This is a genomic window from Pedobacter roseus (genome assembly GCF_014395225.1).
GTDB classification, from domain to species: Bacteria; Bacteroidota; Bacteroidia; order Sphingobacteriales; family Sphingobacteriaceae; genus Pedobacter; species Pedobacter roseus.
Window position 1 is genome coordinate 1120854 of record NZ_CP060723.1, and the last position, 14912, is coordinate 1135765.

The 14912-nt window shown below is 38.2% G+C and carries 8 protein-coding genes; 5 read left to right on the forward strand and 3 right to left on the reverse strand.

All coding sequences use genetic code 11. The annotated features are described in order from the left end of the window. Positions 1-6: 6 nt before the first annotated feature. The 3 genes from H9L23_RS05085 to H9L23_RS05095 form a co-directional block, all read right to left on the reverse strand. Entirely contained in the window at positions 7-2196 is a 2190-nt protein-coding gene (locus tag H9L23_RS05085) for a bifunctional alpha,alpha-trehalose-phosphate synthase (UDP-forming)/trehalose-phosphatase (protein ID WP_187593956.1), read from the reverse strand. Positions 2197-2280: 84 nt separating this feature from the next. Beyond that, complete coding sequence (locus H9L23_RS05090; RefSeq protein ID WP_187593957.1) at positions 2281-3636, reverse strand: sensor histidine kinase; 1356 nt, start codon at positions 3634-3636, stop codon at positions 2281-2283. 91 nt (positions 3637-3727) lie between these two features. Beyond that, positions 3728-5098, reverse strand: coding sequence for a sigma-54-dependent transcriptional regulator (locus H9L23_RS05095; protein WP_187593958.1), 1371 nt, complete (start codon positions 5096-5098; stop codon positions 3728-3730). 179 nt (positions 5099-5277) lie between these two features. Between H9L23_RS05095 and H9L23_RS05100 the strand changes: the two genes are divergently transcribed. The 5 genes from H9L23_RS05100 (at position 5278) to H9L23_RS05120 (ending at position 14857) form a co-directional block, all read left to right on the forward strand. Continuing rightward, on the forward strand, positions 5278-6522 hold the full coding sequence (locus H9L23_RS05100) for an efflux RND transporter periplasmic adaptor subunit (protein WP_187593959.1): 1245 nt from the start codon (positions 5278-5280) through the stop codon (positions 6520-6522). Positions 6523-6684: 162 nt separating this feature from the next. After that, on the forward strand, positions 6685-7383 hold the full coding sequence (locus tag H9L23_RS05105) for an ABC transporter ATP-binding protein (protein ID WP_187593960.1): 699 nt from the start codon (positions 6685-6687) through the stop codon (positions 7381-7383). Between the two features lie 225 nt (positions 7384-7608). After that, positions 7609-9981, forward strand: coding sequence for an ABC transporter permease (locus H9L23_RS05110; protein WP_187593961.1), 2373 nt, complete (start codon positions 7609-7611; stop codon positions 9979-9981). A gap of 75 nt (positions 9982-10056) precedes the next feature. Then, positions 10057-12417, forward strand: a complete 2361-nt coding sequence (locus H9L23_RS05115) for an ABC transporter permease (RefSeq protein ID WP_187593962.1) — start codon at positions 10057-10059, stop codon at positions 12415-12417. Positions 12418-12487: 70 nt separating this feature from the next. Beyond that, positions 12488-14857, forward strand: a complete 2370-nt coding sequence (locus H9L23_RS05120; protein WP_187593963.1) for an ABC transporter permease — start codon at positions 12488-12490, stop codon at positions 14855-14857. Positions 14858-14912: the final 55 nt, after the last annotated feature.

Genomic DNA, 14912 nt, shown 5'->3' on the forward strand with positions numbered 1-14912 from the left:
AAAAAACTAACCCCGCTCTACAAATTCTTCCTTTACCAAACTCCAAAGCAACTTTCTTACTTCCTTAAAATCGTTTAAATAATACTTCGCTTCAGAAATATTATTGCCAACCTTAATGGTAAAAGCATCATCTGGCAAGGCCCTGAAAATATCTTCGTCGGTATGGTCATCACCTAAGGCAAGGATAAAATCAGGATTTTTATCATATAACCAGTTTAAAGCGGCTTTGCCTTTATTCACCTCCATGTTTTTAAACTCAATTACTTTGTTGCCTGGCATTAATTGCAGGCCTTTATCTGCCGCAAGGATTTTCATGTGGCTGATAATTTCATTGGCCCTTAAATCGCCCAAACCTTCTTCCGCCTTGCGGTAATGCCAAACTAAAGAATAACTTTTTTCTTCAATAAATGATCCCGGCGTACGGTCGGTATAAGTATCTAACAAGGTTTTTATTTCCTGTTTCCATTGATCGGTGAGTAGTGGCAAGCTGTTCCATTTCTCCCCGTAAGATTTTTGCCAGGCACCGTGCTCGGCAATCAGGTCTACTTTTAAATGGCCAAACCACTGTTCCAGGGTTTCGTGTCTCCTTCCGCTGATAATTACCACTTTATTGGCGTTATCAATGGTCAGGTTTTCTAGTAAATCGTAAAGTTCATCATCCGGAGAGGCATCATCAATATTTCCGGTAAAATCTACCAGTGTACCATCATAATCCAAAAACAGCACACGATCTGTTGTTTTGGCATATTTTGCAGCAATTACTTCATTAATGGTATTTACTGCATGTTTCGTTAGTAACGATTTTTGAGAATCTTTCACTTCGTTTAATCTTAAAATAAAATTGTTTACCCAATGTTTTACATTGAATTTTTCTACAATTGCACGCATGGCTTTCATGCGTTGCTGTTGCTCATCCAAAGGCATTTTTAGTGCAGTTACAATGGCTTCCATAATGTCGCCAAGGTTGTTCGGATTAACTATTACAGCATCGGTTAATTCTTTAGAAGCACCGGCCATTTCGCTTAATATGAGCACGCCGTCATTATTGTTCCTGCTGGCAATATATTCCTTGCTTACCAGGTTCATGCCGTCACGCATTGGCGTAACCAAACAGATATCAGCGGTAGCGTAAAGTGCCGATAATACCTCAATAGGGAAGGAGCGGTAAAAATAATTGACCGGGATCCAGTTGATAGAGCGATAACGTGCATTTAAATTACCTACAAACTGATCAATCTGATCTCTTAGTTCACTATATTGAGGTACCGTATCGCGGGAAGGTACCACGATCATAAAAAGTTCTATTTTACCAATATATTCGGGATGGGCCTGAAGCAAAAGTTCTAAAGCTTTTAATCTTTCCAAAATGCCTTTGCTATAATCCAGCCGGTCGATAGAAAGGATTACTTTCATCTCTTCTTTTCCGGTCCTGAAATAATCAATTTCTTTTTTTACTTTTTCGGTAGCGGTTAAGTCTGAAAATTTATCATAATCAATCCCCATAGGGAAAGCTTCTACTACAATCTGCCTTTCATTGCTATTGAGTACGTTTGAGGATGAATTTACCGGAAGTAAACGTGTTGCCGTGCTGATAAAATGGCGTACATCATCATAAGTGTGGAAACCGATTAAATCGGCACCGATCAATCCGTTTAGAATCTCTTCCCGCCAGGGGATTAACCTGAATATTTCATAAGAAGGGAAGGGAATATGTTGAAAAAAGCCGATGGTGGCGTTGGGTAGTTTTTCTCTTAAAATGCCGGGCAAAAGGAGCAACTGATAATCCTGGATCCAGATTTTGTCTTTTCTCTGCAGTACCTGCATGGCACGTTTTGCAAATTTTTCGTTTACTGATTTATAACAGTCCCAATAACTCTGTTCAAAATGGGCATAAGTAACCACATAATGAAATACGGGCCATAATACTTCGTTTGAGAAACCTTCGTAATATAAATTGATTTCGTTTTGGGTGAGGAAAACCGGATAGAGGTTTAATTCGGCGAGTTTTTGTGTAACTTCTTCTTGACGTTCTTCAGGAACCTCGATTCCGGGCCATCCTATCCAGATGGAGTTGCCTGATTTGTATACGTCGCCCAGTCCGGTGGCAAGGCCGCCCTCGCTGGGAATAAACGTGTATTCGTCGTTCTCTTCGATGATTTTAACGGGTAGTCTGTTCGATATTATAACTGTCTTCATGCTTGTATTTGATGTATCCACATCTTTAAAAGCATATCAAACTGGTTTTGTTTGGTTTTTTAGGCCAAAAATACATTCAAATGATTAAACGTAGTTAAATACCAATGTAAAAGTAGTACCACTTTCAGGAGTAGAAATTACTTCGATACTGCCCCTATGCATCTTCATAATATTGCGGCTTATCGTTAATCCAATGCCCGATCCATTTTTCCTGGTGGTGTAAAACGGAACGAAAATTTTCTCTAAATCTGCCGCCTCGATTCCTTTTCCGTTATCGGTAACATCGATATAAAGTTTGGTGTTTTCTAAACGGTAATTTACATTGATATAGGGCATTTCCTTATTTTCGACTGCATAAATGCTATTGGTGATGAGGTTGATCAGTACTTGCTCTACTAATTTCAGGTCAAGCTGTACAGTTATTTTTGATGAAGTCTGTTCTACATCCAGCACCACATTTTTAACCTTGGCAAATGGCTGCATTAAAACTTTAATGTGCTTTAATATTTCGCCAATGGTGTGCGATTCGAGGTTTGGTGTTGGCAGCTCGGCAATTAAGCGGTAATCTTTAACAAAATCCAATAAACCCGAAGAACGCCTTTGAATAGTTTGTAAAGCTGTTTTAAGGTCATCCATTTCATCCTCGGTCAAATTCTTTTTATCGGTTACCATTTTATTGATCGTATCTGATAGTGAACTGATAGGGGTGATGGAATTTAAAATTTCGTGCGAAATAACGCCAATTAACCTGTTCCATGCTTCAGTTTCTTTTTGCTCAATTTCATCTTTAATATTCTGGAAACTGATGATGGTATAATTCTTACCGTAAAGGTTTAAGGGAATTACTTCTGTTGATAACTGGATCAGTTTATCCTGGATTTTTAGTTCAAGAAAACGCTTTCCGCCCGTTAAAATCTGCTCTATTTCAGTTCCAAATGCGGGGAGATGCTGTTTTAACCGATGCCAGTACTTATAAGCAGGTACACCCAAAAGGTTTGATGCAGCCTGGTTGAAAAAGGCAATTTCCTCATCTCTCTCTTTTGCTGTATTGTTTACCACGATTACACCAACCGGAACCTGTTCCAAAATGGTTTTGATCAGCTGAAACATGGCTTCCTGTTCTAACCTGATCTGTTTATGCACCAGTAAAATGTCACTAAACGACTCATATAATTCAGGAAAACTGCCTTTGGTTACTTTGTTTGTGAAATTTAAGGTATGATCGCGTGTTTTTACTGCTAAAATGAAACGATTAATATCCGACCGGATTTGATTGATGTAATAGTAAAGCGAAATAATGGTCCCCAATAAAATCAATGCAACACCGATAATGGTAAACCAGAGCTGAGTATTTTTGATGAGGTAAAACAGGAGGTAGCCCAGCAGATTGATGATCAGCAGGCGGAATATTAAACGGAAGGTAAAGCGTTGGTAGAACATGTTTTAAGGTAGAAGGTTTTAAGGTAAAAGGGTTAAGGTTGATGAGGGAAATTTTGACCTTCCGCCTTCAACCTTATGCCTTCTACCTTTCTCAGATTCCAAATTTTTCGATTCTTCTGTAAAGTGCAGCGCGGGTTAAACCCAGTTCGGCGGCGGCTTTTGATATGTTTCCTTTGTGCTTATCGATGGCTTTTTGCACCATCATTTTCTCCATATCCTCGAGCGCCATTTCGTCGGGCATTGTATTGTTCTGTGCAAAACGCTGCGGACTCAACTGTAAATCATCTTCCGAAATTTCGTTTCCATCGCTCATAATCACTGCACGTTCTAAAACATGTTGCAACTCGCGCACGTTGCCGGGCCATTTATAATTTAAAAGCACATCCTCTGCTTTATGACTTAATTTACGGATTTCTTTGTGGTATTTTGAACTGAAAACCTGCATAAAATGATTCGCAAGCAATAAAATATCGGTTCCGCGTTTGCGTAATGGTGGTAGCAGGAGTTCCACAGTATTGATGCGGAAAAGTAAATCCTGCCGAAACGTATTTTTTGCTACCATTTCATTTAGTGGCATGTTGGTGGCAGTGATTAAGCGAACATTTACCTTACGTTCTTTGCTTTCGCCCAAACGGGTAACTGTACGGTTCTGTAAAACGCTTAATAATTTGGCCTGAAGTGGGAGCGTTAAATTTCCAATCTCATCTAAAAAAATTGTTCCACCATCTGCCAGTTCGAAACGTCCGGGTTTATCCTCTTTTGCATCGGTAAAAGCGCCTTTGGCATAGCCGAAAAGCTCACTTTCAAATAAATTCTCGTTTAATGAACCTAAATCAACATGCATGAAAACCTGGTTTTTGCGCTGTGAGTTTCCGTGGATTTCATAAGCAAAAACCTGTTTTCCGGTGCCATTTTCGCCTAAAATTAACACATTTGCATCTGTAGGTGCAACTTTAATCAAAGTGGCCTGTAAGTGTTTTATGCCATCAGCCTGACCTACAATATTCTCAAAACCACGCGTAAGATCCTTTTGTAAGGAAGAATGTATTTTTTCGAGCTTTTTAACTTTTCTGGTCGATTCGCGGAGTTTTGAGGCGGCAGAAATGGTAGCGAAAAGCTTTTCATTTTCCCATGGCTTTAAAATAAAATCGGTGGCTCCCTTTTTTATCGCTTTAACCGCCAGTTCTACGTTTCCAAAGGCAGTCATTAAGATTACCACATAATCTTTATCAATGGATAAAATGTGTTCGAGCCAATATAATCCCTCACGACCGTCGCTTGCACCTTTTTGATAGTTCATATCAAGCAGGATGATATCTACTTCATTTTTACTCAGTAAAACATTGATCTCTTTAGGCGATTTACAGGTAATTACCTGCTTAACCTGCTGTTTTAGAAACAAACGGGCACTAAGCAGGATATCGTCATCGTCGTCGATAATTAAAACTGTGGCGTCTAACATAAATTTAAATTTGATGCGCTAAAGTAATAAAACTGTCCGCTCCCGCACATCAACTGTCCGATAATGAACAGGTAAAAATAATAAAAACTTTTAATCTTCTGATTTTCAGTTATTTAATTGTGTTTTTAGCTTTTGGCACAAGCTTGGCATAAAGGAAACCGAACAGTACAACCGAACACATGGATAAGAAAATAGAGAAAAAAAGATTTAGCACTAAAACCTTAATTATTATTGGTGGTACAATTGCTTTCGTAGCAGTTGTAATTTATGGCTATACTTTATCCCTTAAAAAAGTTTATAGCGCCGATGCGGATAAGTTAACCATTAGTAAAGTAGAATATGGCGATTTTGAAGATGTAGTTTTATTAAATGCCAGTGTAGTTCCCTTAACTTCGGTAATTGTAAGTTCATCAGAAGGCGGTACGGTAGCCGAAATTTTTACTGAAAACGGTGCTTCGGTTGTAAAAGGAACGCCATTGTTAAGAATCTCCAATTCAAATGCGATGTTGAGTTATACTTCAAGTCAAACTGCTGCTACCGAGCAGATTAACCAGTTGCGCAAATCGAGATTGGATTTAGAGCAAAATCAAAGAGTGTTAAATCAGGATGTTTTGGATGTAGAAAACAGTTTGAGAACAGCAACACGCCAATATAGATTAGATAGTTCGTTATTTGCAAAAAAAGTAATTACGCTACAGGAATTTAACAAATCGAGTCAGGATTACGAATATTACCAGGGTAAATTAAAAATTGTGCGTCAGGCGATTAAACAAGAAAACCAGAGCCGAAAAATGCAGTTGTCACAAATCGATCAGTCGATGGGGCAGATGAACGAAAGTTTGGAAATGATCCGTAAAAACATCGAGAATATGACGATTAAAGCTCCTGTTTCTGGTAAATTATCGTCTTACGATCCTGTAATTGGTAAATCATACAATTCTAACGAAATGATCGGTAAAATTGATGTTTTACAAGGGTATAAACTTCAGGCTGGTGTTGATGAATATTATATCAACAGGGTAAAAGAAGGACAGACAGCTAATTGTGAATTTAACGGCAAAACCTATAACCTAACAGTGAGCAAGGTAATTCCGGAGGTTACTGCGGGTCAGTTTCAGGTAGAAATGGTGTTTAAAGGCCCTGCACCTGAAGGTTTACGCCGTGGTTTATCATTACAGACCAAGTTAACCTTATCGGATAACAGCAAATCGTTGCTTTTGGCTCAGGGACAATTTTTCCAAAGTACGGGCGGCTCATGGGTATTTGTGGTGAATAATGGCAAGGCAATTAAGAAAAACGTAAAAATTGGCCGAAAAAATTACCTCTACTACGAAATATTAGACGGTTTGCAAAAAGGCGACGAAGTAATTACTTCATCTTATGATCAGTTTAACCAGTACGATCAGGTGGTGATAAATAAATAAGTTTGGAGTTTGGAGTTTGGAGTTTGGAGTTTGGAGTTTGGAGTTTGGAGTTTGGAGTTTGGAGTTTGTTAAAAATGGGTAGTAAAGTTAACCAATAATATAATCAGGTCTTGATACCTGATACTAAATACTAGATATAGCACTAGAAAAACACTTGATACGATGATTAAAATAGAAAATCTGGAAAAAGTTTACAAAACTGAAGAGGTAGAAACCACTGCACTTAACGGAATTAACCTTCATGTGGCAGCAGGCGAATTTGTTTCCATTATGGGCCCGTCAGGCTGCGGAAAATCTACCTTATTAAATGTAATGGGTTTATTAGACAAGCCCGAAAGTGGAAGTTATAAATTTATCGATACAGAGCTTTTAACGTTAAACGATAGAGAACGTTCCAATTTCCGTAAGCGGAACATGGGTTTCGTTTTCCAGAATTTTAACCTGATTGATGAGTTAACGGTTTTCGAAAACATCGAACTGCCGTTAATCTATAATAAAGTGGCAGCTGGTGAACGTAAAAAACTGGTAAATGAAATCATCCAAAGGATGAACATTGTAAACCGTAGCGGGCACTTTCCACAACAGTTATCGGGAGGGCAGCAGCAGCGTGTAGCCGTAGCGAGGGCCCTGGTTACCAAACCTAAACTGGTTTTGGCCGATGAACCTACCGGAAATTTAGATAGCTCACACGGTAATGAAGTAATGGAACTGCTCTGCGAACTGAACGAAACCGGAACCACCATCGTAATGGTAACCCACTCGAGCCACGATGCGAGTTTTTCTAACCGGATCATTAACCTGAAAGATGGTCATGTGATTTCTGAAAAGATCAACAAAAGCAGGAACGAAGAGCTGATATAAAGGCCTAAGGTGGAAGGTTTAAGGCGTAAGGTTAATCCACCTTAAACCCTCAGCCCTAAACCTTACACCTTATAAAAAAGATTTTAGTTTAGTTAATGATAGCCGCCCAATAATCTTCCTGGATGGGGAGATTTGGGACAGGCAACAAAAAAGGTAAGAGGTAAAGCGTATGGTTTATGCGCCCTGACCTTAAGCCTTACACCTCATACCTTCAACCTCAATAATATGTTCAAATTAAACCTTAAAATAGCCTTACGCAACCTTTGGAAAAACAAGGGCTTCTCCTTAATTAATATTGGGGGATTGGCCATTGGCCTGGCCAGTTGTATGGTTTTATTGCTCTATGTTGCTTACGAGTGGAGCTACGATAAACAATTCTCCAATCATGATAAAACTTATGTAGTTTATCAAAACATGGAGGCAAGTGGTAAAACTTTTAGCTGGGCCTGGACACCAAATGTAATGGCTAAAGAAGTACAGGAAAAAATCCCTGGAGTTAAATATGCCTCTCACACTACTTACCCGGGAAAGCAACTCATTACCGTTGGCGACAATAAAATCAATAGCGATGCCGTATATGCCGATCAGAATTTTATTAAAATATTGGATTATAAATTTCTTGAGGGTAATGCGGCCACAGTTTTAAAAGATGTTAATACCATTATTCTGACCAGGTCTTTCGCAACAAAATTATTTGGAAAAGAAGACCCGATTAATAAGACAGTAAAGCTCGAAAACCAGGAGATATTAAAAGTAGAAGCGGTAATAGAAGATGCCCCTGCAAATAGCAGCTTAATTTTTGAATGTATTATGCCCTGGACATTGTTCGAAAAGCGTCAACCCTGGATAAAGGAAGGCAATTGGGGCAACAACATGTGTTTAACACTTGTTCAGTTAAAGGATAATAACTTTTTCACTACTGCAAATGATTTGATGCACGGCATTTACAAACGCAATCAAAAAGATAATACATCAGTAGCTTTATTACATCCTTTAACCAAATGGCATTTATACGATGATTTTCAAAACGGTAAATCGGTAGGTGGAAAAATAGATCAGCTTAAAATATTTTTATTGCTTGCCTTTTGCATCTTGCTAATTGCCTGTGTAAATTTTATGAATTTATCTACAGCACGGTCCGAGCGCAGGGCAAAAGAAGTTGGCGTTCGTAAAGCCATCGGATCAACACGTAAATCGTTAATTAATCAGTTTTTTTTAGAATCCCTGCTTATCACATTTATTGCCACAGTTTTCGCCTTTATTTTAATTGAGGTTAGTTTGCCATATTTTAATAGTTTGTTAGATATTAAATTAACAATAGATTATCATAACAGCCTGTTTTGGTTAACATTAGTGGGGCTAATGATTTTAACCGGATTAATTGCGGGTAGTTATCCGGCACTTTATTTATCTTCTTTCGAGCCAATTAAAGTGTTGAAAGGTTTCACCCTTAAAACAGATTCATCCACTTCGGTGAGGAAAGTATTGGTGGTTGGCCAGTTTGTTTTTGCTGCATGTTTAATTATCTGTACAGCAGTAATTTATCAGCAACTTAACTATATTAAAAACAAGCCTGTTGGTTACGATCAATCCAATTTAATTCAGATAGCTGTAGTTGGCAGAATGAATGATGCTGCTAAGTTAGAATTGCTTAAAACACAATTCATAGCAGCTGGTGCAACAACTCATGTTACTTCTTTTAGTACAGATTTTACTGAAGGTGGAGATAATACAACGGGCATAGATTGGGAAGGTAAAAATCCGAACGAGAAAATTTCTTTTAACCATAGAACGATAGGGTATGATTTTGTTGAAACTATTGGTACTAAAATGATTAGTGGCAGGGAATTTTCTGCGAAATTTCCTAATGATACAGCCAGCGTGTTGTTAAACGAAGCGGCTGTGAGAATGATGCAGTTAAAAAATCCAATTGGCAAAGTAATTACTTTCTGGGGAGATAAGAAGCTAACTATAGTTGGTATTGTTAAAGATTTTGTGGTAGAAAGTGTTTACCAAAAAGTATCTCCGATGATTTTTAGGGTAAATGGAAAGTACGATGCGCGGGTTATTATAGCGCGTTTAAATCCAAATCAAAACATCAGCACATCGCTGGCCAAAATTGACGAGTTGGTAAAACAGATGGAACCTAATTATCCTGTTAACCGCAAATTTGTGAACGAATCTTTTGAAGTGAAATTTAAAAATGAAAAACTTTTAGGCTCACTTTCAAACTGGTTTGGTGGTTTCGCCATTTTTATTTCTTGTTTAGGATTATTAGGCCTGGCACTTTTTATGGCAGAGCAACGCAAAAAAGAAATCAGCATCCGTAAGGTTTTAGGTGCCAGCACCGGCAATATCCTCGTGTTGCTGAATAAAGATTTTATAAAATTGGTAGCCATAGCTAATCTCATAGCGTTCCCATTAGCCTATATCATTGTAAACAAATGGCTTTCATCTTTCGAATACCGCATCGCTATATCAGTATTGCCATTTATCGTAGCCATTGCTTTGTCAGTACTCATTGCCATACTTACCGTTAGTGTACAGTCCGTTAAAGTGGCAAAAGCAAACCCAATTGATGCACTTAAATACGAATAAACTTGCGTAAAGCGTTTGGCGATCAGCGTCGATTTATCGCTAACCGCCAAACGCTTTAAGCTAAACCTCACAAATATGTTCAAACTCAACCTCAAAATAGCATTACGCAACCTGTGGCGAAATAAAGGCTTCACCCTGATCAATCTGGGCGGATTGGCCATTGGCTTGGCCAGTTGTATGATTTTACTATTGTATGTAGCCTACGAATATGGCTACGATAAGCAATTTACAGATTATGATAAAACTTATGTGCTTTACAATAACCAGAAAACCGCTTCGGAGACTTTTAGTTTTATGGCCTTTCCAGGTCAGTTGAGAAACGAAATTAAAGAGAAAGTTCCTGGTGTAGCAAAGGTAAGCCGTTTATCTTACCCTGAGCCAATGCTTTTATCCTACAATCAGAACAATTTTAAATTGAACGCCGTTTTTGGTGATTCCGATTTTCTTAAGATGTTCGATTATAAGGTGTTGAAAGGCAATCCGAATACTTTTTTAAACAGCGTAGATGGGGTAATTCTGACAGAAACATTGGCTAAAAACCTTTTTGGTAATGAAGATCCGCTTAACAAAGTGGTTAAACTTGATAACAAGGAGAGTTTGAAAGTAGAAGGTGTTATTGCAGATCGTCCAAAAAATTCGACCTTGGAACTGGATTATATCATGTCGTGGAAATTGTATGATAAATTAAATCCGTGGACCAAAAACAGTGGCTGGGGCAATAATTATTGTATGATATTTATGCAGCTTCAGAACAATTCATTATTCAGCCAGGCCAATAACCAATTGACTGGTATGATTAAGGCACATGATAAAGAGGTAAATGGTGAACCTTTTATGCACCCGCTTTCTAAATGGCATTTGTACGATAAATTTGAAAATGGCAAAAATGTTGGCGGAAGGATAGATCAGCTCAGGATATTTTTTCTTTTGGCTTTTTGCATTCTTTTAATTGCCTGCGTTAATTTCATGAACCTTTCTACCGCCAAATCAGAAAAAAGAGCGCGTGAGGTTGGTGTGCGTAAAGCCATCGGTTCTTCGCGAAATAACCTGGTAGGCCAGTTCATGTTCGAATCAGTTTTATTAACCACCCTGAGTATGCTCGTGGCTTTTGTTTTAATTGAGGTAAGTCTGCCATATTTTAACAATTTATTGGGCATTACCCTGGGGATAGATTATAAAGATTATAAATTTTGGTCGGTATTTTTAGGTTTAACCCTATTAACTGCAGTAATTGCCGGAAGTTACCCTGCTTTTTACCTTTCTTCTTTCGATCCTGTTAAAGTTTTAAAAGGATTTAAACTTTCTGGGGGATCTTCATTGTCCATCCGTAAGTTCCTGGTGATTTTTCAATTTGTATTTGCAGCCTGTTTAATCGTTTGTACTGCAGTGATTTATCAACAGTTAAATTATATTAAAAATAAACCTATTGGTTACAATAAGGCAAACCTGGTACAGATTTCTACAGAAGGTGAATTCTCTAAAAAAGAAAAACGCGAAATCCTGAAAGATGAATTGCTTAAATCGGGTGCCATAACCGCTTTTACTGAATACAGTTTGTCGTTAACCGGTGGAGGAAACAATACTTATGGAATTAACTGGCCGGGCAAAAACCAGAAAGATAAAATTCTGGTCAACTTTAGGTTTACCAATCTCGACCTTACCAAAACGACAGGCATGGAAATTTTAAAGGGGAGAGACTTTTCTAAAGATTTTGTAGATACCGCAAATGTTCTGGTTAATGAGGCATTGGTTAAGGTGATGGGTATGAAAGATCCTGTAGGTAAAATGATTGAATGGGGACAGCCGGTAAGGATTATTGGTGTGCTTAAAGATTATGTAATGGAATCGCCATATCAGAAAGCGACCCCGTTGCTAATTGCGCAAAATCCTAATAATGTTACCACTATTATTATGCGTTTAAACGATAAAAACAACATCACCTCATCTGTTAACCAGATCAGCGAAACAGCAAAGAGATTAAATCCCGCTTACCCGGCCACGATAAGGTTTGTTGATGATAATTTTGAATTAAAATTCAGGAACGAAAAACTTTTAGGAACGCTTTCTAACTGGTTTGGAGGCTTCGCTATTTTTATTTCCTGTTTAGGTTTGTTAGGATTAGCCTTATTTATGGCTGAGCAGCGTAAAAAAGAAATCAGCATCCGTAAAGTTTTAGGGGCCAGTACAGCCAACATCCTTACCTTATTAAATAAAGATTTTATAAAACTGGTTGCCATTGCCAACCTTATCGCATTTCCGTTGGCTTATATCATCATCAATAAATGGCTTTCGGGCTACGAATACCGCATTTCCGTTTCTGCCTTACCGTTTATTGCCGCCATAAGCCTGTCGGTTATTATAGCAATACTTACTGTAAGTGTGCAATCGGTTAAAGTAGCGAAGGCAAACCCGATAGATGCACTTAAATACGAGTAATCCGGTTGGCAGTTTTCAGTTAGCAATTTAACAATAAACCAATTTAACAATTTATATAGTTAACCTTACGATGTTCAGATTAAACTTAAAAATTGCACTGCGCAACCTTTGGAAAAACAAGGTAAGCTCTTTTATTAATGTAATTGGGCTGGCCATTGGTTTGGCAGCTTGTTTAACTTTGCTGCTGTACGTAACCTACGAATGGAATTTTGATAAACAAGCCAAAAACTCGGCTGATGTTTATACTACCATGACTAATATTCCAGGTGATAATGGTAAAATTTCAGGAACTTTTGAAGGTTCAACCACTGCTTTTGGTCCGGCAATTAAGCAGGCGCTGCCCGAATTGAGGTATATGGCCAGGATGGATTACGGAGGCAAAAATTTAATTGCCAACGGACAGAACGCTTTTAAGCGTCAATCCAAATTTGCAGAGCCGGATATCCTGAAAATGTACGATTACACGTTTATCCAGGGAAATGCCAATACCGCCTTAAATTCTCCAAATTCGGTTATTTTAACTGAATCTACTGCTAAAGTATTATTCGGAACAACTGATGTACTAAATAAGATCGTACGTTTTAAAGATCGTTTCGATCTGAATATTACCGGAGTAATTAAAGATCAGCCTGATAATAGCTCAAACAAATTCGATTACCTTATGCCCTGGGCTTTTTATGAAACGGTTGATCAAAGCGCCAAAAATCTTAACTGGAGCAATTTCAGCTTTATTACACTCGTAATGTTAAAAAGCGGGGTAAATTTAGAACTGGTCAATCAAAAAATAGATCAGATCGAGAAAAAAAATAACACCAGTAACCAGCAATCGCAGGTATTATACCCTTTGGCAAAATTGCATTTATACGGCCAGTTTGTGGATGGTAAAAGTATTGGCGGTGCAATTGAACAGATTTATTTGTTTGTAGGATTGGCCTTTGGCATCTTGTTGATCGCCTGTATCAATTTTATGAACATGGCTACAGCCAAATCAGAAAAGCGTGCAAAAGAGGTAGGCATCAAAAAAACGATTGGCGCCAACAGAGCTTCACTGATCATTCAATTCTTAACCGAATCGATGATGCTGACCTTTATTGCGGTGGTTTTCGCTGTTGCCATCCTCGAAATATTTTTGCCAACCTTTAACAATCTGCTGAATATAAAGCTGGATATATCCTATTTCAATGGCAGCAGTTGGATCGGTATTTTAGGGATTGTTTTTGCTACGGGTTTAATTGCTGGCAGTTATCCTGCATTTTACCTCTCCTCTTTTAATCCCATCCAAACCTTAAAAAGAAAAATTAAATCAAAAGCTTTCTTTTCGGTTAGTTTAAGGCAGGTATTGGTGGTAGGGCAGTTCTGTTTTGCAATAATTCTCATTATTTCCACTTTGGTGATCTACAAGCAGATTCAATACATTAAAAACAGGCCTGTAGGATTTGATGTAAACGCCCTTGTAGAAATGCCGCAGGACGGTGAGTTGAAAGCGAAATATGAATTGCTGCGTTCGGAGTTGTTAAAATCGGGTGCGGTTACTTCGATGTTCCAATCGTCGGTGAGCTTATCACATCATGGCCGCAACTTTTCAGGCATAGAATGGGAAGGAATGTTGAAAGCTACAAACCAAATGTTCAACCAGGTAATCACCACTTACGATTTTACCAAAACCAATGGTATCAAATTAACCAGTGGAAGGGACTTTTCAGAAAAATTTGCATCAGATACCAGTGCGGTGATGGTCAGCGCTTCGGCAGTTAAGATTTTCAGTTATAAAAATCCGGTAGGTAAAACAGTTACCATTAATGGTGATAAATTTAATATCATAGGTGTTTTTGACGATTATGTTTGGGATTCGCCTTATAAATCGAATAACCCGATGGTGGTGTTTTTTGATAAGAAACAAACGGGAAACATCACCATGCGTTTAAATGAAAATAACAGTATTCAAAGTAATATGGAAACCATCAGCAGGATTACAAAAGCTTTAAATCCAGCTTATCCATTGGAGATTAATTTTTTAAATAACGTATACGCTGAAAAATACAATGCCGAAAAAACTTTGGGTATTTTGTCTAACCTTTTCGGCGGACTGGCGATTTTCGTTTCCTGTTTAGGATTATTTGGTCTGGTGGCCTATAGCGCCGAGCAGCGGACAAAAGAATTTGGGGTGCGTAAGGTATTGGGTGCTTCCTTATTCAACCTGATGCAGTTGTTATCCTTCTCTTTTGTAAAGATGATTGTAGTCTCCATCATTATCGCAATCCCTTTAAGTTACTTTTTAATGAATAAATGGCTGATGAAATTCGAATTCCATACCGAAATATCGTGGTGGATTATGCCACTTGCCGGATTGGGAACCCTATTGATGGCATTAATTACCGTAAGTTTCCAGGCTTATAAAACAGCTCATGCAAATCCTGTTGATGCACTTAAATATGAATAAGCTATGCGGTTAGCGTTTGGCGATCAGCGTAGAGTTATCGCTTACCGCCAAACGC

What these genes read in the sequence shown, in the direction of transcription:
- H9L23_RS05085 (WP_187593956.1), bottom strand. Translation starts at nt 2,196, where the DNA reads ATGAAGACAGTTATAATATCGAACAGACTACCCGTTAAAATCATCGAA.
- H9L23_RS05090 (WP_187593957.1), bottom strand. Translation starts at nt 3,636, where the DNA reads ATGTTCTACCAACGCTTTACCTTCCGTTTAATATTCCGCCTGCTGATC.
- H9L23_RS05095 (WP_187593958.1), bottom strand. Translation starts at nt 5,098, where the DNA reads ATGTTAGACGCCACAGTTTTAATTATCGACGACGATGACGATATCCTG.
- H9L23_RS05100 (WP_187593959.1), top strand. Translation starts at nt 5,278, where the DNA reads ATGGATAAGAAAATAGAGAAAAAAAGATTTAGCACTAAAACCTTAATT.
- H9L23_RS05105 (WP_187593960.1), top strand. Translation starts at nt 6,685, where the DNA reads ATGATTAAAATAGAAAATCTGGAAAAAGTTTACAAAACTGAAGAGGTA.
- H9L23_RS05110 (WP_187593961.1), top strand. Translation starts at nt 7,609, where the DNA reads ATGTTCAAATTAAACCTTAAAATAGCCTTACGCAACCTTTGGAAAAAC.
- H9L23_RS05115 (WP_187593962.1), top strand. Translation starts at nt 10,057, where the DNA reads ATGTTCAAACTCAACCTCAAAATAGCATTACGCAACCTGTGGCGAAAT.
- H9L23_RS05120 (WP_187593963.1), top strand. Translation starts at nt 12,488, where the DNA reads ATGTTCAGATTAAACTTAAAAATTGCACTGCGCAACCTTTGGAAAAAC.